This window comes from Herbaspirillum sp. RV1423 (assembly GCF_000577615.1).
Taxonomy (GTDB): Bacteria; Pseudomonadota; Gammaproteobacteria; order Burkholderiales; family Burkholderiaceae_D; genus Herbaspirillum.
Window position 1 is genome coordinate 1 of sequence record NZ_CBXX010000045.1, and the last position, 23,205, is coordinate 23,205.

The 23,205-nt window shown below is 52.4% G+C and carries 30 protein-coding genes; 21 read left to right on the forward strand and 9 right to left on the reverse strand.

Translation table 11 applies throughout. From position 1 onward, the window contains the following. Positions 1-310 precede the first annotated feature (310 nt). Together RV1423_RS25225 and RV1423_RS31000 are read right to left on the reverse strand one after the other, a co-directional pair. Complete coding sequence (locus tag RV1423_RS25225; RefSeq protein ID WP_155835275.1) at positions 311-724, reverse strand: hypothetical protein; 414 nt, start codon at positions 722-724, stop codon at positions 311-313. Positions 725-805: 81 nt separating this feature from the next. Then, positions 806-1,096, reverse strand: coding sequence for a helix-turn-helix domain-containing protein (locus RV1423_RS31000; RefSeq protein WP_081769004.1), 291 nt, complete (start codon positions 1,094-1,096; stop codon positions 806-808). Positions 1,097-1,347: 251 nt separating this feature from the next. On the opposite strand from RV1423_RS31000, the gene RV1423_RS25230 reads away from it, so the two are divergent. The 3 genes from RV1423_RS25230 (at position 1,348) to trfA (ending at position 3,232) form a co-directional block, all read left to right on the forward strand. Beyond that, positions 1,348-1,713 (forward strand): helix-turn-helix domain-containing protein, encoded by a 366-nt coding sequence (locus RV1423_RS25230; RefSeq protein ID WP_231502505.1) that lies wholly within the window; start codon positions 1,348-1,350, stop codon positions 1,711-1,713. Positions 1,714-1,812: 99 nt separating this feature from the next. Next, positions 1,813-2,142, forward strand: coding sequence for a hypothetical protein (locus RV1423_RS25235; RefSeq protein WP_155835276.1), 330 nt, complete (start codon positions 1,813-1,815; stop codon positions 2,140-2,142). Positions 2,143-2,200: 58 nt separating this feature from the next. Next, on the forward strand, positions 2,201-3,232 hold the full coding sequence (trfA, locus tag RV1423_RS25240; protein WP_034303027.1) for a plasmid replication initiator TrfA: 1,032 nt from the start codon (positions 2,201-2,203) through the stop codon (positions 3,230-3,232). Positions 3,233-4,084: 852 nt separating this feature from the next. Here trfA and RV1423_RS25245 read toward each other — a convergent pair. Then, on the reverse strand, positions 4,085-4,384 hold the full coding sequence (locus tag RV1423_RS25245) for a hypothetical protein (protein WP_034303029.1): 300 nt from the start codon (positions 4,382-4,384) through the stop codon (positions 4,085-4,087). Positions 4,385-4,736: 352 nt separating this feature from the next. Continuing rightward, positions 4,737-5,474, reverse strand: a complete 738-nt coding sequence (locus RV1423_RS25250; protein WP_081769005.1) for a DNA-binding protein — start codon at positions 5,472-5,474, stop codon at positions 4,737-4,739. Between the two features lie 354 nt (positions 5,475-5,828). Here RV1423_RS25250 and RV1423_RS25255 point away from each other — a divergent pair, with 354 nt between their 5' ends. Beyond that, a complete protein-coding gene (locus RV1423_RS25255; RefSeq protein ID WP_051516946.1) occupies positions 5,829-7,970 on the forward strand; it encodes a phage integrase family protein in 2,142 nt (713 codons plus the stop codon). 378 nt (positions 7,971-8,348) lie between these two features. Here the strand turns inward: RV1423_RS25255 and RV1423_RS25265 are convergent, their stop codons facing one another. The 5 genes from RV1423_RS25265 to RV1423_RS25280 all read right to left on the reverse strand — a co-directional run bounded on the left by RV1423_RS25265 (position 8,349) and on the right by RV1423_RS25280 (position 10,063). Next, positions 8,349-8,822, reverse strand: coding sequence for a hypothetical protein (locus tag RV1423_RS25265; RefSeq protein ID WP_155835277.1), 474 nt, complete (start codon positions 8,820-8,822; stop codon positions 8,349-8,351). Positions 8,823-8,826: 4 nt separating this feature from the next. Beyond that, positions 8,827-9,027, reverse strand: a complete 201-nt coding sequence (locus RV1423_RS30135) for a hypothetical protein (RefSeq protein WP_155835278.1) — start codon at positions 9,025-9,027, stop codon at positions 8,827-8,829. Positions 9,028-9,120: 93 nt separating this feature from the next. Beyond that, entirely contained in the window at positions 9,121-9,324 is a 204-nt protein-coding gene (locus RV1423_RS25270) for a hypothetical protein (RefSeq protein WP_034303036.1), read from the reverse strand. A 52-nt stretch (positions 9,325-9,376) separates the two neighbouring features. Continuing rightward, positions 9,377-9,568: a hypothetical protein gene (locus RV1423_RS25275; protein WP_034303038.1), complete on the reverse strand. Its 192-nt coding sequence runs from the start codon at positions 9,566-9,568 to the stop codon at positions 9,377-9,379. 108 nt (positions 9,569-9,676) lie between these two features. Further along, the gene (locus RV1423_RS25280) at positions 9,677-10,063 is read right to left on the reverse strand and encodes a hypothetical protein (protein ID WP_034303040.1); all 387 of its coding nucleotides are present in this window, start codon (positions 10,061-10,063) and stop codon (positions 9,677-9,679) included. 1,118 nt (positions 10,064-11,181) lie between these two features. Between RV1423_RS25280 and RV1423_RS25285 the strand changes: the two genes are divergently transcribed. The 17 genes from RV1423_RS25285 to RV1423_RS25355 all read left to right on the forward strand — a co-directional run bounded on the left by RV1423_RS25285 (position 11,182) and on the right by RV1423_RS25355 (position 22,655). Then, complete coding sequence (locus tag RV1423_RS25285) at positions 11,182-13,098, forward strand: ParB/Srx family N-terminal domain-containing protein (RefSeq protein WP_155835279.1); 1,917 nt, start codon at positions 11,182-11,184, stop codon at positions 13,096-13,098. An 88-nt stretch (positions 13,099-13,186) separates the two neighbouring features. Then, complete coding sequence (locus RV1423_RS25290; RefSeq protein WP_034303044.1) at positions 13,187-13,507, forward strand: type II toxin-antitoxin system RelE/ParE family toxin; 321 nt, start codon at positions 13,187-13,189, stop codon at positions 13,505-13,507. Continuing rightward, positions 13,504-13,818: a helix-turn-helix domain-containing protein gene (locus RV1423_RS25295; RefSeq protein ID WP_231502506.1), complete on the forward strand. Its 315-nt coding sequence runs from the start codon at positions 13,504-13,506 to the stop codon at positions 13,816-13,818. The genes RV1423_RS25290 and RV1423_RS25295 overlap by 4 nt, the downstream gene beginning before the upstream one ends. Before the next feature lie 1,368 nt (positions 13,819-15,186). Continuing rightward, complete coding sequence (locus RV1423_RS28745; RefSeq protein WP_051516947.1) at positions 15,187-17,268, forward strand: DUF3560 domain-containing protein; 2,082 nt, start codon at positions 15,187-15,189, stop codon at positions 17,266-17,268. Between the two features lie 231 nt (positions 17,269-17,499). Further along, the gene (locus RV1423_RS25310; RefSeq protein WP_034303048.1) at positions 17,500-17,730 is read left to right on the forward strand and encodes a DUF3717 domain-containing protein; all 231 of its coding nucleotides are present in this window, start codon (positions 17,500-17,502) and stop codon (positions 17,728-17,730) included. Continuing rightward, the gene (locus tag RV1423_RS25315) at positions 17,727-18,113 is read left to right on the forward strand and encodes a hypothetical protein (RefSeq protein ID WP_034303050.1); all 387 of its coding nucleotides are present in this window, start codon (positions 17,727-17,729) and stop codon (positions 18,111-18,113) included. The genes RV1423_RS25310 and RV1423_RS25315 overlap by 4 nt, the downstream gene beginning before the upstream one ends. 11 nt (positions 18,114-18,124) lie before the next feature. Further along, the gene (locus RV1423_RS30140; protein ID WP_155835280.1) at positions 18,125-18,493 is read left to right on the forward strand and encodes a hypothetical protein; all 369 of its coding nucleotides are present in this window, start codon (positions 18,125-18,127) and stop codon (positions 18,491-18,493) included. A gap of 65 nt (positions 18,494-18,558) precedes the next feature. Then, a complete protein-coding gene (locus RV1423_RS25320) occupies positions 18,559-19,026 on the forward strand; it encodes a single-stranded DNA-binding protein (RefSeq protein WP_197035004.1) in 468 nt (155 codons plus the stop codon). 8 nt (positions 19,027-19,034) lie between these two features. Beyond that, the gene (locus RV1423_RS25325) at positions 19,035-19,259 is read left to right on the forward strand and encodes a hypothetical protein (RefSeq protein WP_034303054.1); all 225 of its coding nucleotides are present in this window, start codon (positions 19,035-19,037) and stop codon (positions 19,257-19,259) included. 75 nt (positions 19,260-19,334) lie between these two features. Next, positions 19,335-19,649 (forward strand): hypothetical protein, encoded by a 315-nt coding sequence (locus tag RV1423_RS25330; protein WP_034303056.1) that lies wholly within the window; start codon positions 19,335-19,337, stop codon positions 19,647-19,649. 584 nt (positions 19,650-20,233) lie between these two features. Further along, positions 20,234-20,926, forward strand: coding sequence for a hypothetical protein (locus RV1423_RS25335; RefSeq protein WP_034303058.1), 693 nt, complete (start codon positions 20,234-20,236; stop codon positions 20,924-20,926). Positions 20,927-21,011: 85 nt separating this feature from the next. After that, positions 21,012-21,290, forward strand: coding sequence for a hypothetical protein (locus RV1423_RS25340; protein ID WP_034303060.1), 279 nt, complete (start codon positions 21,012-21,014; stop codon positions 21,288-21,290). 14 nt (positions 21,291-21,304) lie between these two features. Beyond that, a complete protein-coding gene (locus RV1423_RS30855; protein ID WP_255344237.1) occupies positions 21,305-21,427 on the forward strand; it encodes a hypothetical protein in 123 nt (40 codons plus the stop codon). 2 nt (positions 21,428-21,429) lie between these two features. Continuing rightward, entirely contained in the window at positions 21,430-21,753 is a 324-nt protein-coding gene (locus RV1423_RS25345; protein WP_034303062.1) for a hypothetical protein, read from the forward strand. A gap of 12 nt (positions 21,754-21,765) precedes the next feature. Further along, a complete protein-coding gene (locus tag RV1423_RS30145) occupies positions 21,766-21,921 on the forward strand; it encodes a hypothetical protein (RefSeq protein ID WP_155835282.1) in 156 nt (51 codons plus the stop codon). 21 nt (positions 21,922-21,942) lie between these two features. Then, positions 21,943-22,410, forward strand: a complete 468-nt coding sequence (locus RV1423_RS25350; RefSeq protein WP_197035005.1) for a hypothetical protein — start codon at positions 21,943-21,945, stop codon at positions 22,408-22,410. A 59-nt stretch (positions 22,411-22,469) separates the two neighbouring features. Beyond that, positions 22,470-22,655 carry a hypothetical protein gene (locus RV1423_RS25355; protein WP_155835283.1) on the forward strand — a complete coding sequence of 62 codons (186 nt, stop codon included), beginning with the start codon at positions 22,470-22,472 and terminating at the stop codon, positions 22,653-22,655. Positions 22,656-23,205 lie beyond the last annotated feature (550 nt).

The window sequence follows — 23,205 nt, forward strand, 5'->3', positions numbered from 1 at the left end:
CGCTCCATCATACCCGGCGAAAATGGCAATCAGCAAGTAGCTGATTTAAAAGGAAATATTACGGTGAGCACCGCTGTAACCCGCATGAATACTGGGGGCGACTACCGTCGTAGAGTACACGGGAATCAAAGGAACCCCGAGTAGACAAACGTAAATACGCTTTCGTCGGGGTATCTGTTTAAGAACAATACGTGGCCTAAAAGCGAAATGCCCCGCGAGCAGGCGGGGCATTTCTTGAACCATCATTGCGGAGCCTTACGGTTTCAGCTTTGATGCTTTAATTCTAACAGTAGGTGATTTTGGAATCTAGTTAAATCGTGCTGCTGGCAGATCGCAAAAGACCTTGACTGGCGGCTTCAATCTTCTTATTCGATCCCTGCAAAAGCTGTTCAAGCATTGCAATCGCCGCAGTTGGAGACGATGTCAGGTGGTTCTTTTCGACGATCAATCCAGGTCCACCGGCCCTGTTGTTCATCACCATCGACAGCGTTTCACTGAGTTCTTCATACAATGCGTCACCAGCTAACAGATCCGCGTAAGAAACATCTGCTTCGTTAAATCCGAGAGAAACTGATGCCTTCCCACGGGCAATATTCACTGTCATTTCTAAGCCCGCTGGAAGAGTCTCCAAGATGTGAGTAATCTGCTTCCCCAGTTTTTCGATGGCACTGATGGTCAAACTCGCCGGCTTCCCAACGCCGGGCACCGCATTTTTGTTGGTCATGTTATACATCTGCTGTTAAATTCAACAACTCCCTCGCCCCTTGCCGCTAGACGTGGCCCAAATTTCGTTCTTATATTTGCTTCAACCAGTCAACCCTACGCTACCTGACTGGCCTCCCCCTCGATCGTTTGATTGCAGCCCCCTGCTCATACACGATTCACAAACAGGTAAATAAATTCGTTCCGGTTTGGGCCATATCTCTGCTACAGATTTACCAAGCAGATCAGAGATGTACGTCTGAACTCGCATGGATTTGCCACGCCCACTTACAACCAGACTGACTGTTGACGGAGTAATCCCAAGATCTTTCGCAGCAATCGTTATGCTTTTCCCTGCTTTGCGGATGGATGCTTTGATGTCTTCTGGATGCATAGAATATTCGGCGACCACTTCAAAACTTGATCGCCAGTTTATCTAAATAGTTTGATCAACAATAAGTTCAAATTATATGGAGGCGATTTCCAACGCGCAATAGTCGCTGGCATAAAATGTCGAAATACAACTATAAATGATCAATTCGGCACCATAAAAGGGTGATGGGCAACGATATGCGGTGTTACTTATTTTTTGTTGATACCTGACTGTCTCTGCTTTGCAACTTCGAGTAGGGGATGGCGATGTCAATGAAGGAAGAGTTTATAAATAAAAGAATAGGCAAGACGATTGCAAAGAGGAGAAAAATTGCAGGTTTTACACAAGAAGAGGTCGCTGATCACCTGGGCATAAACACAGAATCTTTTTCGCGGATTGAACGTGGATTAATCAGCCCAGGCATATATAAACTTTATATATTGGCGGACTTTTTTGAATGTGGAGTTGACTCGTTTCTTATCGAAAGCAGCCGGCGCCCAACTGACCAGGCCAAATACATTTCGCAACTGTTGATGAAAAATAGCTCAGCTGATCGAGCGGTCATTGTTTCCGTGCTTGAAAGACTTTCCAAACACATGCGGAAATCCACTTTGTCCAATATTGACGAACGTGAATAGTAAAATCACCTGGAATTGCACATTGATTAGATCAATGTGCATAAATCAATTAATCCTTGTGGTACTATTTAGCCTGTTATGTCACGCAAGGTTCATCAAATGAGCACGCAAACTATTGATCATGCAGCTCTGCTTCTCCTCGCTGAGTCTGGCGTCATTACAGACGTTGAGGTTAAAGGGAGCCAGGGAGGATGGGGTATCACTGTTCGCTATGGCACCAAAGAAAGCACGTTGTCCCAAGCTCGACGCAAGAAAACAAAGTTGTTCAAGAATCTCCAACTGGCAACTTTGTATTTAAAGGATCTTGGTTTGCCAACTTTTAAGGTGGATTCTCAATACTATGAACCGGGCGAGAATTCGCGTCCTGGTAATGCCGAGAGACTCAAAAGCATCCATCAAAAAGCCCAAGTTCAAAAAGCAGGTCATTGATGATCGTAGAGATCCCCGTCAGTCATTTTGAGTGAATTTAAGGCATCAAGGAGAACATGTGGACTCATATAGTCAACCCAAAGTTGGTAGCGCGATCGAGATAAAAACAAAGGCAAACTCCGTAAAAGCGGATATGCGTAAGTTGATTCCTGCGCAATTGGCATTCTGGCCGGATAACCAACGCGCTGTCGCGAATGAGCTTGCCCGCTCTGCCCTCTTTCTTTGCCGTGATCCTAGAGAAAAACGTCAGTTTTTCGATAACGAGTCCCTATATGTGCTTGGGGAAGGCGCTATTACCTACAAGGGAGAGGAGCTGAGAGAACGTGACGAGGATATTTGGATCAGCCTGACACACCTCGCCCGCGAGATGAGCGCCGGTAAAATGGTTGTGACAGTGAGCAGTAGCGATATTTGCAAGCAAAATAATTGGCGCCAGGATCAGCGCTATTACAACGAGATCTTTAAGTCCATCCAGCGTATGAAAGGTGGGGTTATTGGCGTCTACTCGAAACGGTTGGCCAAGGCACTTAAGTACGAGAAAGCTATCCAGGCAAATGCTTCTGATGCGGAGCTGGCCAGATTGCACGACGAGCTAACGAAAGTCGAAGCGCGTCTGGCTGAAGGTCATGAAATTCATGATGACGAGCTGGGCGGCATGATGATGTCTCTGATCCATGGCGATCCGACCTTCACTGGCGCCAAAGGACTCAAAAATAATATCCCCCAGGGTAATCTTCAATGGGAGATTGTCCTGGACAAAAAAATGGTCTCGCTTTTTGCAAAGCCGTTTTTGACGCTGGTTGACAACGAAGTTCGTCAAGAACTAACTGGCACAGGCAAGCGCCTTCATACTTATTTTTCTAGTCATCAAAAACCCTACCCTGTGAAATTACGAAATTTAGAGAAAATGGTGGGCTTGAATTTTGGGGCACTTAACGCTTTAAAAGCAAACATCAATTCCCACTTGAAAAAGTTGCAGGATTTGGGTGCTATTTACGATTTCTCCTATAAAAAAACGGCAGACGACACCGATTGGCTTGTTACCGTTAATCGATTCCCTCCGCAAAAAGAATCAGTGAACTCAAAATGACTGACACTCTCAAAATGACTGACACGCCAAATGCCTTGTCACCCATTTTGAGCGGTTTCATGATCAAAATGAGTGACGGCAAACTCAAAATGACTATCCCCAGGTTTCCGAAAAACTCAAAATGACTGATGCGGCACTCACGCACCTACCCTCATCAGTCGCTTTGAGTAATATTTTCACTCAATTCGACTGATATCGATATTTTAAATTTCCTTTATATTTGAATTAGTTACGCGAGTTATGCACAGGTAGTTAACTGGTTTTTTAACTACTTTTAACCTAAAAACAGCGGCCTATGGCCGCGCCGCCTCTTGGGGCTACGCCCCGCCGGCTCCTCCGCGCCTTTGGCGCTTCGCCCGCGCTACGCGCTCCCACCCGGCAACCCAGGGGCAAGCCCCTCGGCCTACGGCCTCACCCAACACCAATACTAGCCCCCAGAGGGGGCCTACGGCCTTCGGCCTTGAAAGCCCCCCACCCCAGTACGATCCCGCTCCGTAAAAGCAATCCGAAGCACTACTGGTCCGCGGGGGCGTGCCGCCCCCCTGTCTGGCCCTACGGGCCACGGACTCGACCCCCCTGTGGGAGGGCAAGCCCTCCCCCCGCTACGCGGCTCCCCCCACCGGCGCCTTTGGCGCGGTTCGGCAGGAAAGGGGGGTGACAAATGCCTATGGCGCCCTCCAGAAACGCCGTGGAGCTACTTTTGACTGACCGGTAAGGGGTAGGACTGTGTTGATGTGCAACGTGCTCATAGCGTTGGTTATGGGCGTTGGCTAATTTTGTGCATTCGACTGATAGATCATCAGTCGATTTGAGCTCAGTTTCTTTTCGTTTTTGATGATCGGAAGATGCTGATTAGAGGCTGGTTGTCGGTGATTTACGGCCTCTACGGTCGTAAGCCAGCTGGACATTGATGTTCCTGGAGGTGGTGGTGTTGGGATGTGGTGCGGCCGGACGGTTTGGGCTCGATCGGAACCCGCTGACCAGCAGCTGGTCGATCGCGTGGATCTGCCTGCCGGCATCGAGCAGCTGGCCCAGTTTTGCGCGCTGCTGAATCTGGTGCGATAGCCCGGCGGTGCCGGCGGCAGCCGTGGTGCCGGAGTCTGCATTGCGCACACCTGGTCGACGCGGATCTTCGGCGCCGGCGGTCGACATCGAGGGTAGCCAGCGACGTGCTCCTGCAGCTGGTGGTGACGGAAATTGGTGCGGTGGATATCTTCCGCCTCGATCGGATGCCGCTTTCGTACAGCTGGTAGACACGGTGGATCTGCATGCTGGCATCGAGCAGCTGGACCAGCGCGATTCACTGCTGATATCAAAACAAAAATACTCCGAAAAGCGAGGCATTTTTTATTTGTATTTTTAAACTTCGCGATCGACGATCAATCCTAATGCACCGCTGCGACTCGTAAAAAGAAACAGGCCGGCCAGGTGGCCGGCCTCTTATGCGGTATTGGAGGTCGGTATTCGATCGGCCAGCTCCGTCGCTGGCCAAGTCATACCAGAGTCACGTCTTCCCCTTGTCGCTAGTCTGTACGCGCAGGGCTTCAGAGACAGCCAATTGCTTTTCGGCGTCGATGCGCTTCTGGCGCTCCTGGTCCAGCTCGACGCGCAAGTCCTCCAGTTCCTTTTTCAAATCGGGCATCGATTCCAGGCGCAACTTGTCCTTGGCCAACTCAACATGGGCGTGTTCCACTGCAGCGCGCTCACGGAGCACGTTGTCTTTTTCCGTGGCCAGAGCATCGGCCAGCATCGCGGCTTTCGTCTCGGCCGCAGATTTGGCGCCGGCCAAGGTTTCAGCTGTGGCTTGCAGGGATTCGATCTCGACGGCCTGGCGCTCATTCTCGGCCGCGAGGTCGTGATTAGTTTGCTGCTGTTCCGCAATCTCGATTTCCAGCGGCGCGCGCGCCGCGGCCATCTCGGCCGCAAAAAATTCAGCAATACCCCGTTGCAGCGACGGCGGTAAGGCCGAGGCCGTCACGGCCGGCGCCGTATGCCCATTCTTCCATTCATTAACGAAGCGGTTGATGGTTAAGTTGCTTCCCGACCCCAAATGTTCGCGCACTGTGCGTAAGGTGGGGCGCACGTTTTTAGCGGTGAGCGTATCGCAGACGCCGAAGACTTGTTCTCGGGTGATGGTTGCTTCGCGGGCCATGTCGAACCTTTCATAACAATATGAGATGATATGATTGGTATGATACGATATGATATGAAGTAAGGCAACCGGAATATTATTATTTTTCATTGCATTGCGTCGATAGGCAATGCCGAGGTATGCGTCGGTGCTCGATGTATTTGGTATGGTGGTCGACGCCACTTCGGGGCATGATGCGCCGGCGGTTGGTGATCCACAATTCGACTGAATGTCATCACCTACGGCATTCGCTGCCCGGTGTCGGCCGCGCTGGTCATGCTCATACAGAGCTGGCCAGGCTCCAGGCTTTCATTGCTATGAAAGACAAGAATGAACTTTCATCCATTGATAACTACTAATTATCAAGGTATGTAAAAAACGGTGTAAAATCTGGCTTAAATTTTCCGCGCCGCTGAAAGCCTTGCCCCGTCAGCGTTTGCGCGCCACGCCACTCCGGAGCCGTTCATGTCGCCGACCACCGTAGATCTGCCGCAGATCACCCCGACCGTTGCCGACAGCGCAGCACCGGCGCCGCTGCTGCGCGTCGTGCTGGCGACTCCTACTCCGGCTCCGCCCACGCGCCGCAAGCTGCATCTGGGCCACTTCGCCTTCATGCGCGCCTTGGTGCAAGGCCTGGACACCGGTGCCAGCTGGGACCGCTACCTGCGCATCGAGGGTGAGCGCAGCGATATCCGCACCGTTCGCCGCACGATCGCCTGGCTGCGCGATGAATTCGCTGCGGCTGCCCAACGCCACGACCGCCACGGCGCCGCGCGCCTGGTGCGCATGAATCTCTCTACCGTGGTCGACCTGGCGCCGGCGTTGCCGTCACTGGAAGACTTCGCCGCCGAGCGCGGCATGGAAGACTTTTCTGAGGCTGAGCAGTTGGAAGCCTTTCATGAAGCCTACGGCGCCGATGCAGGGACACAGAAGCAATCTCGCCGGGCCCGGCTGATTGCCAAGCAGCTTGACGTGCTGCGCTGGCTGGAGAACCTGGTTGCCGAGCCGCCGCGGGCAGGCGATGGCGTTGGCGCCTGGCTGCATCCGGATCGCGCACAGCGCCTGATCGCAGCCGGCGTTGAAACACTCGCGCAGCTGGTGGAGCATATCAATGGCGTCGGCCGTGGCTGGACTCGGCGGTTCAAGGCAATCGGTGCCGGCAAAGGCGAACCCATCCTAGACTGGCTACGCGATCACGAAATCACCATCGGCCTGTCGCTGGCATCGCATGTGGGCCAGCCACGCTCGAAGCTCAATGCCGTTGCGCTGCGTACAGTGGTGCCGCATCAGACCGGCATGGTGCCGATCGACAAATTCATCGTGCCAGCAGACCTGGACGGATCAGCAGGACGCTTCCGAGCGCCGTTAGGTCAATGCCTGATGCGCGCCAATCATGACTACGATGCGATTCTCGCATTCATTCGCAGCAAGCACGGTTTGACTCCGGACCAGCGAGCCGCCTTGGCCAAGAAACGCGGCATCGATCCGGCAGTGCCGGCCGGTCCGCTCGACTGGCTGAGCATGCTATCTAATACGCAGCGCGCCTATCTGAAGGAAACTGAGCGCTTTTTATTATGGGCCATCCTGGATCGTCAATTGCCCTTGTCGTCCATGACGATGGAAGATTGCACGGCATACCGGGATTTTTTAAGCGATCCGCAGCCAGCTGCTACCTGGTGCGCGCCACGCGGCCGGGAGCGCCTGAAAAGCGGCTGGCGGCCGTTCGAGGGACCGCTGTCGCCAAGCGCGCAGCGGCGTACCATCACCATCCTCAAAACGTTTTATAAATTTCTGGTCGATCAGCGCTATCTGATTGGAAATCCCTGGGCAGGCGTAAGCAAACCGAAGCCCGTACATGCCGAGCTGGACGTCGCTCGCAGCTTGACGCAGGCAGAATGGGCCTTTGTAAACGCCCGGCTCGATAAGTTGGCGCCAACCTCCGCCAACTTGCGGTTGCGCTTTGGCTTGCGCCTGCTCTATCGCACCGGCCTGCGTCGTTCAGAAGTGGTTGCGGCACGCGTAGGAGACATGAAATGGGAAACATTGCCGGCAACAGATGCTGGCGATCCAGCGGTGTCAGGCTGGCTGCTGCGCGTAGTCGGCAAGGGGGGCAAGATCCGTGAAGTCAAAATTTCCCTTTCACTGGCCGAAGATCTAGCGCGATACCTTGAATCCCGTGGCTTGTCGCCGTTCGTGATTGATCCTGCCAATGCAAACGCGTATATGCTTGGCCAGGCCGTGGACGTGGCTGAACGGGCGCCCTGGTCGCCGGCAGGGAAACGAGCGCTGGCAGGCCAGCCTGTCGATCCGCGCGCCGGCATTGAGGCTTCGACTTTGCACGATCAGATCAAGGGATTTTTTGCGGAGTGCGCCGGCGCGATGTCGGCCATCGATCCTACGTCAGCGGCCCAGTTTGGAAAGGCCAGCACCCACTGGTTGCGACACACTCGGATCTCACATTCGCTCGCGGCAGGCACGCCAATCGATATCGAGAGCAAAAATGCTGGTCACTCCTCGATCGGCACGACCAGCCTGTACACTCATATTGAGAAACGGCGCCTGCTGGAAGGCGCGGATAAGTTCTGGAAGTCGGCTGACCGACAATAAATCGTCTTAGTTCACTGGCCCACTTGGAGTTTTCTGTCGTGGCGTAACGATGAACTGCTGACCATTGAACTCAATCAAGGTCATTCCGCTTTTGGTCAACTTTATCAATTCAGCCGTTCCAAGAAATTCCCTACTGTTGCCATCCTGGTTGATGAACTGGATCATCAGGATGGCCCCCGCATACTTGACACCAAGACACTCCATCAGACGGTTGATCCATTGGAACTACCTGGTGTCCAATCATCTCTCGATCCTCGTTATAGTGAAGAGGATTGAGTGGTGGTAGCGATGTTAAATCCATCTCTTTCCGGCGTCGGTGATTCACGAGATTTTCCCTATAGTAAAGGCTGATTCTTTACTCCCACATCGATTTGGTTGCTAGATGTCTTCGAATACGCCTAGCCACCCGCTTACCGAAATAACTTCTTGCATATCAAGATCAAAGGCCATGAACTTGCTGTCGAGGTCGGTATCGGGAGCAATTAGTAAGTTGAGTTCCTGGTCAAACGACCTTCCAATAACTTCGCGTGACAATCCGGCTTCAATCGCTTGAGTTTCAGTTGTGATTGGAATCCGACCTGCTGCAAGCACTTCGCGTAACTTGGGAATTAAGTCATCATGACGCCGGATCTCTCTTTCATCTTTTTTTAACAAGAGAGCGGTGTACATATATGCTTCCGCGGCAGCTTGGACATCCCATCCAGTTAATTCTGGATACAACGTCAATACCTTGCGACCATCTTGGTTTAAAAATGGAGTTTCGCTCAGGCCAGATCCGAGTTCAGGAATAACCCTCATCACCAGGCTTGCATTGAATGGAATTTTTTCTGTATTCGGATTCTCACTGGTCATAGTTTTAGATTCCGAATACGTCTTGTTGAAGTCCATTCAGTTCGTCTGCAATCGCAGAAATGCGCTCTTTCAATTTTGGATTGGTGTGTAGAAGAGCGGAAGCGAGCACTTGTGTTTTGAGGCCACTGGCACTGAAATACAGCACATTTGCCAGCTCTTCTTTTGTAGTAGCTGCAGGGGGATTCCATTCAACTTTATCTGTCATTCCGATTCCTTAATTTGGACAAATTTCGCATGCGAAAAATGAAAGGGCCGTCAATGACGGCCCTTTCATGACGGCCCACACAGCGGCCGGAACTTACTCAGCGGGTTTAAGCAGCACTTCAAAACCTTGGCGATTCGCATCGAGAATCGCGTTAACGGTTTCGGTGGAACGATCGACCGTTCCGGTAATTTCAATCCGATCAGGTGTGGTCCGGAGGGCGCTTGTGACTTGAATCGCCAGGGTGCTACCAGTAGCTAACTTGACGATCCTGCGGCCATCTTCAATTTCAATATCCACGATCCATTCCTTTCAAGTTGTGCATAGGCCTCAGTCACTGTGAGGCCATTAGCTATTTGGTTTTCTTGCCGCCGACTTTGCCGATGATAGCCAGGATGATTGCGGCAACCACTGCAATTCCGCCGACAGCATAGGCGCGTTCAGGAGTGTCTTCGAAAAGGGCTCGCAAAATGCCCAGAATGGCAAATGCAGCTGCCATCAGGTAGAAGAACGTTTTGTGGCTCATCAGTTTGTTTTTGTCCATGGGTTGACCTTTCAGTGTGATTAAACGTGGTGAATAATATTTCGCATGCGAAATTCGCAATAACCTGCTCCGAGTTCAGAGTTTTTAGCTGTTGATTTTTGCTCCTTCTCAAGCACCACTCATTGCCTGCTCGTATGCGCGAGATGCGGATGCCGGACTGGTAAACAAAAAATCGAACTGATCCTTAGGAGCCATGAAAGTTATCAGAGCGTCCATCGGATGACTCGGAGATCCTGTTTTCTTCAAGCTCACGCCCAATCGTGCAACCCGTTCGATGAAACTTTGCGACTCTTTACTAAGAGTCTTTTTTGCAATCGCATCAATAATTGATGTCGCCCTGGGGAGGTCAGATTTCAACCATTCCCCAATCTGCGCCCCCTGTTCCCAGGGATTTGACGCTTTCTTACTTTGAGATTCCGGTATTGCCTCAAGATCGACCACGCAACCATGCGTAGCAGATTCGGTATCCGTTACAGCTATGTACACCTTCGACATGCCCTTCTATCCCCCCGTGAGTGGCAATATCGACTGTATTACCCCTGATAATTATACGTTGGGATTATAATTATAATCAATGATTTCGTTTATTTGAATTATTTCTGCTAGGAATCTGCTCCTAATTTGGCCTGCAATAAAGCGCCTTGGCGCGCGGGCGTCCCCGCTTGCTTGCGTACCGACGATAAAGCTGTCGGCACGCCTCGTTACCGCGCCTGGCGGCGCCACGGCGGATCTTGCGCCGCCTTCAAAGCCACTTGCTGTGCCTTGGCGCGCGGGCGTCCCCGCTTGCTTGCGTACCGACGATAAAGCTGTCGGCACGCCTCGTTACCGCGCCTGGCGGCGCCACGGCGGATCTTGCGCCGCCTTCAAAGCCACTTGCTGTGCCTTGGCGCGCGGGTGTCCCCGCTTGCTTGCGTACCGACGATAACGCTGTCGGCACGCCTTGTTACCGCACCTGGCGGCGCCACGGCGGGTCTTGCGCCCGCCACCCTGAATGCCACTAAATCCGATTTGGTCACTCTTTCGTCGCACAGTTAATTGTTCGTTAGGGCTTCGGGCTCTGCCCTTCGCGATTCCAGCCTGGCTATCGCCAGGACAAGAAGTCTCCAAATTTCGCATGCGAAATTTACTCCAGACCACGCTACGCGTGGTGATGAAATTCCCCCTCCTACCTGCCGCCCTATTCGCTGTCACAATACCCTCCGCCCGCGCTTCTCCAGTCAAGGGCCGCGCTGCGCGCTGATATCCTCGCCCGTTCGGTGCTCGCCTTCGGCTGTGCTCCGCATGCGGCCTGCGGTATCTCCCTTGACTGCGCGCCGGCTCCAGGTATTGAGACACCGAGGCGACAGGTATACGGGGAAATTTCATAGCACCGCGACGCTCCGCTTTGCGGTGGGCAAATGCGATGAAACACCTCGGGGCCAGTTCCTGCCCCGAACCCCACCCGAGGCTATAGGAACCGGCGAAATCTGAAAAAACGTCAAGCAAAATAGTTGCTAATTTATGTTGTTATGTATTATCGGATATCCTGTAAAATGTTATAATGATGTTGTTGCGGTGGTGGTGAGCAGACCAAGCCGCAACACCTCTAACCATCATTTATCAGGAGAATGACCGTGACTAAGAATCCCCCAAAGATTGCGATCCAACAGGATGCACATTCTATCTATGTGCCACTGAAAAACTGCGTTTTGTCCCCTCTGAACATGCGCTCCGATGAAGTCGAAAACACCGAGTTGGATGCCTCCATTGATGACGTGGGCCTGCTGCAAAACCTGATCGGCTACCGGGAGACAAACAAGGCCAAGAAACCCACTGGGAAAGTAGCAATCAATGGTGGTGGTAGCCGTCTGCGTTCCCTTTTCAAGAAGCTGGCAGAAGGTCTGATCGATGAAGACTTCCCGGTGCCCGTCAAGATCATCGACATCAAAGATGCCGTCAAAACAAGTCTGATGGAAAACAAGGCGCGCACGAATCCGCATCCAGCCGACGAACTCAAGGCATTTCTGGCGCTGGCAGACATGGGGCATACATCAAAGGATATCGGTGCAATGTTCGGTTATGCACCCATTCTCATCACGCAACGTCTGCGCCTTGCAACCATCAGCCCTATGCTGATGGATCTTTACCGAAAGAATGAAGCAACCTTGCAGCAGCTGACTGCCCTGAGCATAGTGGAAGACCACGCACGCCAAGAAGCAGCTTGGAATGCCACACCAGACTACCAGCGCGATCCGGAAGAACTGCGCGCCCTCGTAACCCAAGGCGAAACGCCTGCTAATAGCCCCCTCGGCCTGTTCGTAGGGAAGGATGCATACCTCGCCGCTGGCGGCGAGTTCAACGTTGACTTGTTTGCCCAAGAGGGTGAAGGTTTCATGGTCAATACTCCGCTGGTTCAACAGTTGGCATTAGAAAAACTGACCTTGGCAGTGAATCAAATCAAGGAACAAGAAGGCTTAGCTTGGGCAGAAGTAAGCGTTGCTCGACCCTACGCGGCGATTTCTGAATTGCGCGATGTACCGACCACCCAGCGCGATTTTACCGAGGAGGAGCAGGCCAAGTATGACGCTCTGGAAACGCGAAATGCCAAGACATATGACGAGTACCAAGATACCTCGGACACCGAAGAAGAAGAAAAGCTGAGCGCAGAAATTGACGCCAATGAGGCAGAGATGGAAGCAATGCAAGATATGCGGGTGATGATTGACCCAGCATACGCCACTCGCGCTGGTGCGTTCTTCTGGTTCAACAATGGCGTTCTGGCGCGCTCCAGTCTGAAAGTCCGCCCCGTCGCAAAAACCGAGAGCGAAAGCGAAGATGAGGAAAGCGAAGAGGATGCAAACGAAGGCGCAGGCATCGCACAGTCACAAGGACAACCAGAGAAAAAAGAACGGTCTGCACATTCGGATGCGCACACCCGCCGTATGAGCGCGCACCGCAATGCGGCGCTGCAAAAGTTGGTTGCAGATAACCAGAAAGTTGCTTTTGCAGTCATGCTGGCAGCAATCCTTCCAGGCGTGCTGAGTGACCGCGATTGGTCGCGTAAAGATTCGACCATCGCAATCCGTCCGCCTTACCTCAAAGGCGCTGCGAATGAAATCGAAACCAACGGAGCATGGCAGAACGTTCAAGAGCAGATCGAGCAAGCGGCTCAGATCGTGAAGGCGAAGGAAGGGGACGACAGCTCGATGTTTTCCCGTCTTTTGGAACTGCCAGAAAGCAGCCTTTTGCAACTGGTAGCGCTTTGCGCGGCGCTGTCTATCGACGTACTGCACGGCAATGGCGAAAAAGAAGTACCTGCTGCGGAACTGGCAAAAGCAGTGAATTTGGATATGGCTGACTGGTGGAAGCCGACACCGGATGCATATCTGAACCATGTTTCGTCAAAGCACCTCTTGGCTGTCGTGACCGAGGCAGTTTCTGCAGACGCCGCAAATAAGATGGTCGGCTTGAAAAAAGCGCAAATGGTTGAAGCGGCAGCACTCAATTTGACTGACACACGTTGGGTGCCGGAAATGATGCGTACCGCCTAAGCATCGGTATCGCGCCGCTCGCAACATCAAAGCGGCGCGATTTATTCAAATACTTGCATATTTATGCAAGTGCTGATATAATTAACCCATGAAACCAATTGAATTTCTCGGCTCAAGTCTGAGCGATTTACGTGATATGCCGGAGGATGTTCGTCACGGTTTAGGCGTTGAGTTGGCACGTGTCCAATATGGATTAGAGCCTACAGATTTTAAACCAATGCCGACAGTTGGTGCAGGAGCATATGAGATCCGCTATCGCGACAAAGCCAATGGTGCGTTTCGCGTAATGTATGTGGCAAAGGTTGCTAACGCCATCTATGTTCTTCATGCCTTCCAGAAGAAGACACAAAAGACCGAAAAGATGGATATCGATCTTGCGGCAAAACGGTACAAAACGATTGGAGTATGAAAATGGAAACCACTGATCCACGCTGGAATGATGAAAGCCGCACACCCAGCAGCGGCAATGTGTTTGCTGACTTGGGTTTCGACACTGCTGAAGCGCAAGTCATGCTCATGCGCGTCAAGGTGCTGGCCGAAACCTCCCAGCGCCTGAAGGAAACAGGCTGGACACAAGCCGTAGCGGCCAAAGAATTAGGTCTGACCCAGCCGCGAGTTTCCCGCCTGATGAAAGGCAAAGTTGAGGATTTCAGCTTGGATATGCTGATGACCTTGGCGGGTAAACTTGGTTTGAAGCCGCAAGTTAGCTTTGCTGGCTAAATCCTCCTGCACGGCTTGGGCTTGGGCGTGGCTACGTCCTGCCACAAGTGACCCGCAGGCTCAGGCCTCCGGGTAAGTCGTCCTGGCATGCCAGGACAAGTCGGACGCTCTTGGGGCTACGCCCCGCCGCTAGGCACCCCCTCCTCTCTCGCATTGGCCTTGCCTGACTTGGCCAACGTAAGACCCAAATGCTCCGATGAAATTTCGCATGCGAAATTTCAAAGAAACGCACACTTTACTTCACAGCTAAATATCTGCCCTGATAAAACCGAATTAGGTTGAAACTTGGTCTGCGGCAAAATTCGGTTTCATTCTCAATCAATTTCGCAGGCGAAATTTCTAAATGATGATAATCAGCAATTTTGCTCAAAATGACTGACGACCGACTTTGTTAGTCATTTTGAGTAGATGAACCATAGCAAAATCCGTTTCAACTTCTAAATGCTATCCCGTGACCAAAAACCTCAGCAACAAGAGTGCCGAGGGGTCTTTACTCAATCTGACTAACGGTAAAAAATTTCCACCTTGCCCCACGCCGGTTTCCGAGGCGTCACTCATTTTGAGCAGCAGGTTGACTAAGGACAAACCTCGGATATTGAGTTGAAAAATCAGTATTGCGATTAATATAAGATATGGAGTAATGCAATCGTAAGTATGAAATCGGTAGATATTGAGCAATAAAGCTGTGAAATTAGTCGTTTTGAGTTAATTAGTTGTCTCAGCATTAAATGCACTCGTTGCGTAGTCGTCAGTCATTTTGAGCATTTTGAATTGAGAGCAAGCCCAGGTTGGGAGTAAATCAGCTGATTTCGAGCTCCGGTTGTGTCGTTTAGAAAGACCTTGGGCGTTCCCCGGCTGCGCCGGGTCGGGCTTTCGTGCTTCGCATCGAGCCGCCTGCAGCGTCTCGCCCCTTCGGGCTTCAATCCTTCCCTCCCTTCGGTCGGCTAACGCCTCCGCGCCTCTGGCGCTGCGCGCTTCGCTTGCCAACCCCCTGATTAGGGCGCCATGCGCCCGGACGGCGCTGCGCGCCGTTACCCCATGCAGTGGCCAGCACGCTACCTACTCGGCGCACATAAGTCCTGCCGCTAGTCAGGCAAAAAATAAAACGGAGACGGCTGCCGGCGCAAGGGTCGCTAACGCTCAAATCCTCACCCGGTCCTGTCCGCTGCGCGGCCAGGCGTGCGGCTTCCGGTTTGCCCCTTGCCCCGGCAACCGCCTCCATTTTTTGCCAGCCTGGCCGCGACAGGACTCATGTGAACCGATCACCAGATAGCCCAAGCGGCATCAGCAGTGTGAAACGAAAACCTACGATCGCCGCGCCGGATCTATGCGCCCCGATCACTCAAAAAACTCGAAAGGAAATTCTAAATGTCGTACAGCGCCACTTACTCCCCTGAAGACAATAAATTGCGTCTCTATGCAACATCTCGCTTGGATAAAGAATTGTACGAGCGAGTAAGAGCGGCCGGTTTCATCTATGCGCCCAAGCAAGGGTTTTTTGTCGCGAGCATGTGGACGCCGAGCCGTGAAGACCTCTTGATTGAATTGGCGGGGGAAGTTGGCGACGAAGATACGACACTGGCAAGCCGTGCAGAAGAACGAGCCGACCGCTTTAGCGATTATCAAGGCAACAGGACTATTGAAGCGAATTATGCGTACAAAGCTGTTTCAGATATCGGGGCACGCTTTGATTTTGGCCAACCAATTATAATCGGCCATCACAGCGAAAAACGAGCGCGTAAGGACAAGGAACGCATGGAAAACCACATGCGCCGCGCTGTTAGCTTATGGGATACCGCCGACTATTGGAAACGTCGGGCAGCTGGCGCGCTTGCGCATGCCAAATACAAGGAGCGCCCGGACGTGCGCGCACGTCGCATCAAGACCATTGAAGCGGATTTGCGCAAGCAAAAGAAAAACCATGATGAAGCAGACATGTGGTTGAAATTATGGACGGAATGCGAAGCCGAAAAAGACACCGAATTGCAAATGGCTGTTGCGCTACGTATCGCCGGTATGTCTACGTTCTACCTGGCGCGCAAGGAGGGCGACCGCGAAGACCATAACGGCAACCCATCGGCATATACGGCATTAACTGGCGAGTATCCGGGATTGTATGCCCCGCGGACGTTGGCGGAGGTTATCAAGGCTGCAAAGTCCGCATACCCACGCCGTATCGCATTTTGCAACCGCTGGATTGCACACTACGAAAACCGCCTTGCATATGAGCGTGCAATGCTGGCAGAACAAGGCGGACTAGCCGCCGATAAATTCGACATCCAAAAGGGCGGCCAAGTAAAAATCGGCGGTGAATGGTTCGATGTTGTACGAGTGAACAAGGCAGGCGACCGAATCAATAGCGTGACCACAAATCAACGATTCGTGCCGATTCGCGGCATCGAAGAAGTGCAGGACTATCGCGCACCAAGTGCAGAAAAAGCCGCTGAAGTGGAGAAGTCTGCCAAGTTGCCGCCAATGTGCAACTATCCAGGAGAAGGCTTCCACCACATCACTAAGGCGGAATGGGATTCTACCCACAAGGATTACAAAGGTTCCCGCGAGTTGGGACATGGTGCAAAGCGCCCCGGCGGCTATCGCCCGGACATCAAGAATGCAGTTTCTCCGGGCGAGCAATACGGGCGGCACCGCGTCCGTTCAATGATTCACCGTGGCAGTTTGACGGCGGTTTATTTGACCGACACCAAGCGAACTAATCCACCAGCAGCACCAGGAGCACCAGCAGCGGAAAACAACTCACCCGCCGAAGTCACACAAGATGAAACCCAAGAGATTGACACGGCTACGAGCTGCACAGCAGCTGAACAGCAACCATCACCAGCAACAGCCAGTGATGTCCCCGCCGCCCAGGGAGAGAAAAAGTCTGAACCCTACATTGACGCTGCAGCTTTTGAGGCGATGCGACAGCAGCTAAAGCGCGGCGTTGAGATCGTAACCGCTCCGCAGCTTTTCCCGACACCCGAAACGCTGGCGGCACGCATGGTCGATGAGGCAGGCATTAAGCCAGGCATGCGCGTCTTAGAACCTAGCGCCGGCACCGGCCGCATTCTTGACCAGCTTCCCGAAGGCTGCAGCGTGGTGGCGGTGGAAATCAATGCAAAACTAGGCGGCCGCCTCGATGCGACAAAGCGTGCTGTTGTTATCGGCGATTTTCTGAACTGCAGCGCTGAAACCTTGGGCGGCGAATTCGATGCAATTTGCATGAATCCGCCTTTTGTAAATGCAGACGATATCAAGCACATTCGCCATGCCTACAACATGCTGAAACCGGGCGGACGACTGGTGGCGATCTGCGCCAACGGCCCTAAACAAAAAGACCTGCTGCTACCGTTCGTTGAGTCCCAGGGAGGAATCTGGGAAGTGCTCCCCGACAGCACATTTGCGGAATCAGGAACGAACGTAGGAACGGCCATGCTGATCCTTGATCGTTGAGTAATTGACGATTGCAATATGCCGCCCTTGTGGCGGCATTTTCATTTCGGCCGCGTGATTGCGTGCCTCAAATTTCGCATGCGAAATTTTTAAAGTAGCGATAGGTAACGTATACCAAAACCTTATGGATTATCAATAAATACAATGATGAATAGAGTCTTTATAGAGTATCGAATACTCTATAACATGCTATAATTCTTTCATTGGTTAATTCAACAGAGGGGCAACGATATGGCGCAATTCACCATCGAGCAAATCGAATCCGCTATCAACCTGATGACCAGACTTGAGGGCACGGAAGGCCAAAAGCTCGGCCCTAAAACCCGAAAACTGGCTGACATTTACGGCACCATGATTTATCAGAAAGTCAAAACCGTCTCTGATTCGGAAATGAATTCTGACCAGCTGGAAATTCTTGCAGCGGCAGGCTTCGGAAACCCTATACCGGAGGCTAAGCAATGAAAAATCCTCAACCTCAAAGCGTCCTGCAGGACGGCTCTGACGACATCGATTATGCCGCAAATCTGGCGTTGTTCCTGCTGGAACATACGGGCAGCATTTACGGCGAATGGCACGGAAAAATGAAGGCTGCGGATCAGCGTGAACTCATGGGCCGATTTCTCGGCAAAGGAACTATCGTTATCAACGGCCTCAATGAGACTGTCCGTAACCGCGTGTCGGTTTGTTTTGGTCATGACTGGGACGACCGCAACATCGCGTCTTTTGCATCGCTGGAAGTGGCACAAGCCGATAACGAAGGCGAACACTTCCAGGAAGCGACGGCCGGAATCCTGACAGTGCAGCGCAGCGGGCGGCGCATGCTGGTTTGCGGCGCCGCTGCCTAAGAGGTGACGGTATGCGCTTTCAACGCTTGGCAAAACGCCAGTATCGGGAGACGCACCAAAAGCGCACCGCCATCGTGCGCAGGCAACGGCGCGAGTTAGAGACAGATTTTCCACTGTTCGCAGCGGAAATCTCTGAACGCCAACTTCCCGTCGATCAGGAAATCGACCAGCTGCGCGCCCTTCATGATCGCCAGCAACGCGAGACCAGGACAGCGAGGGCTCATGGCTGGGTGACTGCCCGCGCACGTATTCGGGCAATGGGTGCGCCAGCAGGCCGAACTGTTCTCAATTACTGGAACAGCCGCAGCAAATACCCTGCCCATCCAGAAGCATTACACCGCCTGATTACCCGTTTTGAACGCGGCCAGGTGAAGCCGTAGGTTACTCAAATTGAGTGACGCCGATGGCGTCACATTCAGCCAAGAAATACGAAAGTGAACTCAAAATGACTAACGTATCCAGCCAGCAACATACACCGTCAGGAGCAGCATTCCGAATTATCGGCAATGTCGTCCGCGACTTGGATATGGGGAAGGACACGAAGAACGCCCAGGCGAGCTTCACGGTCGCGGTGGACAACCCCGATGCGGATCATGAGGCAAGCTATTTTTATCTGCGCTGCTTTGGCCAGCTGGCCAAAGATGCAGAACTGATGCTCACGAAGGGTTCCCGCATCGAGGTCTTTGGCAGCATGCAGACATGGCAAAACCGAGCCGAGAAAAAATCAGGCGTCTATTTCGCAGTCAGAAAAATCATACCGCTGGCGCGTTGCAAACCTCTTCCAGCAGCAACGAATGAACAAAAACCAGCTGATAAAAAAGGGGCGGACGAGTGGATTGCGTCTTACGACGCCGCTGTAGCCGAGCTGGCACGCCAAGAACCGAAACCTATTGCCCGCAGGGCGCAACGATAAGGAAAACCATGATAACTATGTATGAATGGACAGGATCGATTCTTGGCCTGCTGGGAGCGTTCCTGCTGGCGCTCAACAAGCCAGCCCTTGCACGCTTTGGCTGGCTTGGGTTCCTCTTGGCCAATTTCGCAATGATCCTTTTCGCCATCAGCATCGAACGCAATGGCCTGTTAATACAGCAATGCGGTTTTCTCTTTACAAGCCTCTTGGGATTCTGGCGTAGTCAGTGTTGACCAGGAAGAGAATTAAAAAGGGCAGGGCAGGGGAGGCACGATAAAATTACCCTGTTTAAATATGTCCATTAGCCCATGACCTATAGCACTCCCCAAGATCGCCAATCCTTCATTCTGTCTTTGCCTATAGCGATCGGAGAAATTATCCGTTTGATCGAGCAGAACGCAAGCAACCAGGAGGGCGAACAGCTTGTGCAATTTGTGGTGTCGTTCCTTCATCCCGATATGGTATGCAGCCTTTCGTTACTCAATTCGTTGGAGGACAGTTCAAAAACGGCCGTAGAGAAGTTTTTTCAATACGCCTTAGGTGAAGGCTTAGATCCGCTATTATCGGCCCAGCTATACGATTTCCTGACTCCACATCTTTTGGGGCAGTTTAGAGTTCGTTGAATTACCAACCTTCCTTTTGGGGCGTTCCCCGGCTTCGCCGGGTCGGGCTTTCGTGCTCCGCATCGAGCCGCCTGCGGCGTCTCGCCCCTTCGGGCTTCAATCCTTCCCTCCCTCCGGTCGGCTAACGCCTCCGCGCCTTTGGCGCTGCGCGCTTCGCTTGCCGTTAATAGCCTCCAGGAGTAAAGCAAAAATTTCGCATGCGAAATTTCATTGACCTTGCCCGACGGCCTCAGCGCATCCGACGGGCCTTCGCCGGGATACGGAGTGCCGCTGCGCGGCAGCGCTAACCGCGCCGGCTCCTACCGGCTCACCCTGGCACCTACGGCGCCAGGGCTTCGGGCTACCCGCCGGACGTAGATCGCAGGCCGAAACCCCGCGCCCTATCGGGACGCGGCAGCCTGCTCGCCCAGGATGAACAAAGCTCTAAAAAACGGTTCGGCAGCATGGGGGAGGGGATAGCCTATGTATACCAATATCTTACGGATGATTGGTTAATACAATGAGTAAATTACACATTATGCAGTATTCGGTAATCTATAAGTGATATAATGTACTCATTGGTTAAGTCATCCAGGAGATTAAAAATGTCGAGAATCCCCGAGAGTTTTGCAGACGCGCTGAAGTTGGACGCAGCATTTTCATTAAAACGAATCTATGCCCGTATCGACCTGTTAGCAGCCAAAGCGGAATACGATTTTGCCAAACGGCATCTCTCATTTGCTCATGAGCAAGGATACTCGAACGAATATATCGACGTAGCAATGGAACGGATGGAAATAGCAGACGGAAAGTATTCAGCTGCTGAATTTCGCGTTGAAGACGATCATGGCGAGTACATCCGTTGCTGGTCGTCCGGAACCTATTACGATTTGACAGGATTGGACTATACCTATTCGGTCAGTTACTCCCCGAGTGATTATGCATTTGTCGTTCACCGGCATGACGAAGCAGACTCATGGAATACCGGCGAATTCAAAACGAAACAAGAAGCGATCGCTTATGTTGAGAGTTGCGAAGCATGGGAAATTGAAGAAGTAACCCCAGTATTTACCCGTGAAGAAAGCGACCAGGCCGGAGAGGTTGAAATTACCGTGGGCGGCGAAACCAAGAAAATCAAAGACGTTGTAGACGCAATCCTGAGCAAAGCTAATCAAGGATGCGGACTGCACTACGAAATCTATGCAGATCGCGCTAAATCATCTCTGGACGCCTTCCAGCAATCGCGCAGAGATGACGCCCAGCTGATCGCAAAATACTTGGATCACTGCAGATATTGATCCGAAAGTAAGCCAATCATCCATTCCGCATACGAGCTCAAGCGAGAAACAACAATGAAATACGTGATCTACGAGGTATGCCGCCATGGCCGTCACTTCTGCCGCGATCAGGAATGCCTCCCTGCAATCCTACGCAGACAAGCGTTCTAGGAAACATATGCCATCGGTCGAAATTAAGAAAATCCTAGCCGTATCGTTTGCAACTGGTGAAGTGCGAGCATCGTCTAGTCGAATGGTAGACGGAAATTTAGAAATTCTGAAAAAATCTAAATCCGTCGTGAAGTTCTCTGTCGGCGATGAGGTATTTTTCGCCTCTGCTAAGGATTTTTCGAATCGCAATCAAGGCTTCATTTACGTCTGCTAATTCCGAAGAAAATCATGGATTACGAAATCGACTTCAATAAAAAATTGGCATGGTGGCAGCATGCGATGTTGCTCGCAATGGCCGTGGCGCCAGCTGCTGTATACGTGGCTAATTTGTACACTCATTTTATCTACTAAAAATGAAAATTGGAGAATTTCGCCGAATAGTGGATGCGCTGAACTGGTCGAGAAATGACCTGTCCGGCAGCACACGCCAGGAATTTGCCCGATGCAACGTGCCCGCACGGCTCAATGAGCACATCGAGCGCGTAAGAACAGCAACGCAAGAAATATCGCCCAGGTTCACCGACGATATAGAAAGCGCAGCGAGAGCAATCGACTACGCCAACAAGACGATTGAACGCTGGCAAGCCGCCCAGGAGCAAGAGCAAGCCCCTGTCCGCGGGGACATTAAAAGTGCATTTGCGAGAGCAGGCCTAAAGCTCGTTCATTCTGAGAACTAAAAGAATAAAACCATGAATCGCCAAGAAATAAGCACTGAAATGAATCGCCTCCGCAAGCTCGGATTTCGCGGGCCGATTCTGCGTTCTATGAGCATGGAAAATCTAGCCATAAAGTGGGGCATGTTCCTGGATGAAGTTGCCGAGGTGTTTGTCGCGGAACGTCTTTAATTTAAACGAAGAAATCGAACGATGCGATTTAAGCGGCTAGAAAGGTACGAATTTCACGATACCGAGCGCAAGAGAAAGGCATACGCACGTAAGCAAAAACGGGAAATCGAGCGTTATCCGCTTTTCCCTGAAATGATTGCGGCCGAGCAGAAAGACGTAGACAGCGAAATGACATTTCGGCGAGATCGATGGAACAGGCAGGAGGTTGTTGATCGCGCCCGGCGAGCCGTAAGCTGGCGTCAGGCGCGCGAAAAAATGGCGACCTATCCTGACCAGGTGAAGGCCGAATTGCTGGCGTATTGGAAGCGATGCGGCTGGCCGGGCGACCCGAGCTATCTGGCATCCCTGATGCGCATGTTTGACGACGGACGCTTAGACCTGAAGCCACAAGTATTTGAGCAAACAGAGGCGCAGCGCGAGGCGGTTCGTAAGACGATCCAACGGTTACATGAACGGGCAGAAGCCAAGCGAAAACAAGACAACAAATAGAAAGAATGAAGCATCCAGCGAACCAGAATAACAGCTCATTCCTCAAAGGACGGATAGATATGATCGACCAGCAAGTAATTTCATTTAGCGTGATGGTGGCGCTGGAATTAAATGAATTGAAAAAATTAGGTGTACCAGTATCAGCGAATGCTCTTAAATGCGCGAAAGATACAGAACTCATGTCGGAGTACGTAGACATGAAAACTAGCGATTGCGCTGATTTATTGATGAATCTCTATCCTTAGGAAATAGGGGTATAGAAGAAAATCCAGACTAGAAAGATTCCTGCCCAGGATCGACCGCCTTTCAGTCTGGCCACCGCTCTCTCGGAGGCGTTCCCCCTCCGGCGAGGCCACCCACCCCCTCGACCGAAAATCCACGATGGCCCGACCGACATTCGATCCGGCCATCGCTCTCTCGGAGGCGTTCCCCCTCCGGCGAGGCCACCCACCCCCTCGACCGAAAATCCACGATGGCCCGACCGACATTCGATCCGGCCACCGCTCTCTCGGAGGCGTTCCCCCTCCGGCGAGGCCACCCACCCCCTCGACCGAAAATCCACGATGGCCCGACCGACAATCGATCCGGCCACCGCTCTCTCGGAGGCGTTCCCCCTCCGGCGAGGCCACCCACCCCCTCGACCGAAAATCCATGATAGCCCGACCGGCATTCGATCTGGCCACCGCTCTCTCGGAGGTGTTCCCCCTCCGGCGAGGCCACCCACCTCCAGGCAGAACGTTGAATTGGCCGCGCAATGCGCGGAAGATAGTTTGCGCTGAACTGACTGAAATTGGG

Bases quoted from the DNA above. Each gene is read 5' to 3' on its own strand.
- RV1423_RS30135 (WP_155835278.1), bottom strand. From the start codon at position 9,027: ATGACAGATAAAGTTGAATGGAATCCCCCTGCAGCTACTACAAAAGAA.
- RV1423_RS25335 (WP_034303058.1), top strand. From the start codon at position 20,234: ATGTCGAGAATCCCCGAGAGTTTTGCAGACGCGCTGAAGTTGGACGCA.
- RV1423_RS25245 (WP_034303029.1), bottom strand. From the start codon at position 4,384: ATGTCGACCGCCGGCGCCGAAGATCCGCGTCGACCAGGTGTGCGCAAT.
- RV1423_RS30855 (WP_255344237.1), top strand. From the start codon at position 21,305: ATGGATTACGAAATCGACTTCAATAAAAAATTGGCATGGTGGCAGCAT.
- RV1423_RS28745 (WP_051516947.1), top strand. From the start codon at position 15,187: ATGTCGTACAGCGCCACTTACTCCCCTGAAGACAATAAATTGCGTCTC.
- RV1423_RS25265 (WP_155835277.1), bottom strand. From the start codon at position 8,822: ATGACCAGTGAGAATCCGAATACAGAAAAAATTCCATTCAATGCAAGC.
- RV1423_RS25295 (WP_231502506.1), top strand. From the start codon at position 13,504: ATGAAAATGGAAACCACTGATCCACGCTGGAATGATGAAAGCCGCACA.
- RV1423_RS25310 (WP_034303048.1), top strand. From the start codon at position 17,500: ATGGCGCAATTCACCATCGAGCAAATCGAATCCGCTATCAACCTGATG.
- RV1423_RS30145 (WP_155835282.1), top strand. From the start codon at position 21,766: ATGAATCGCCAAGAAATAAGCACTGAAATGAATCGCCTCCGCAAGCTC.
- RV1423_RS25290 (WP_034303044.1), top strand. From the start codon at position 13,187: ATGAAACCAATTGAATTTCTCGGCTCAAGTCTGAGCGATTTACGTGAT.
- RV1423_RS25230 (WP_231502505.1), top strand. From the start codon at position 1,348: ATGAAGGAAGAGTTTATAAATAAAAGAATAGGCAAGACGATTGCAAAG.
- RV1423_RS25320 (WP_197035004.1), top strand. From the start codon at position 18,559: ATGACTAACGTATCCAGCCAGCAACATACACCGTCAGGAGCAGCATTC.
- RV1423_RS25325 (WP_034303054.1), top strand. From the start codon at position 19,035: ATGATAACTATGTATGAATGGACAGGATCGATTCTTGGCCTGCTGGGA.
- RV1423_RS25280 (WP_034303040.1), bottom strand. From the start codon at position 10,063: ATGTCGAAGGTGTACATAGCTGTAACGGATACCGAATCTGCTACGCAT.
- RV1423_RS25350 (WP_197035005.1), top strand. From the start codon at position 21,943: ATGCGATTTAAGCGGCTAGAAAGGTACGAATTTCACGATACCGAGCGC.
- RV1423_RS25235 (WP_155835276.1), top strand. From the start codon at position 1,813: ATGAGCACGCAAACTATTGATCATGCAGCTCTGCTTCTCCTCGCTGAG.
- RV1423_RS25275 (WP_034303038.1), bottom strand. From the start codon at position 9,568: ATGGACAAAAACAAACTGATGAGCCACAAAACGTTCTTCTACCTGATG.
- RV1423_RS25355 (WP_155835283.1), top strand. From the start codon at position 22,470: ATGATCGACCAGCAAGTAATTTCATTTAGCGTGATGGTGGCGCTGGAA.
- RV1423_RS31000 (WP_081769004.1), bottom strand. From the start codon at position 1,096: ATGCATCCAGAAGACATCAAAGCATCCATCCGCAAAGCAGGGAAAAGC.
- RV1423_RS25315 (WP_034303050.1), top strand. From the start codon at position 17,727: ATGAAAAATCCTCAACCTCAAAGCGTCCTGCAGGACGGCTCTGACGAC.
- RV1423_RS25225 (WP_155835275.1), bottom strand. From the start codon at position 724: ATGACCAACAAAAATGCGGTGCCCGGCGTTGGGAAGCCGGCGAGTTTG.
- RV1423_RS25250 (WP_081769005.1), bottom strand. From the start codon at position 5,474: ATGAAAAATAATAATATTCCGGTTGCCTTACTTCATATCATATCGTAT.
- RV1423_RS25345 (WP_034303062.1), top strand. From the start codon at position 21,430: ATGAAAATTGGAGAATTTCGCCGAATAGTGGATGCGCTGAACTGGTCG.
- RV1423_RS25340 (WP_034303060.1), top strand. From the start codon at position 21,012: ATGGCCGTCACTTCTGCCGCGATCAGGAATGCCTCCCTGCAATCCTAC.
- RV1423_RS30140 (WP_155835280.1), top strand. From the start codon at position 18,125: ATGCGCTTTCAACGCTTGGCAAAACGCCAGTATCGGGAGACGCACCAA.
- RV1423_RS25330 (WP_034303056.1), top strand. From the start codon at position 19,335: ATGACCTATAGCACTCCCCAAGATCGCCAATCCTTCATTCTGTCTTTG.
- RV1423_RS25255 (WP_051516946.1), top strand. From the start codon at position 5,829: ATGTCGCCGACCACCGTAGATCTGCCGCAGATCACCCCGACCGTTGCC.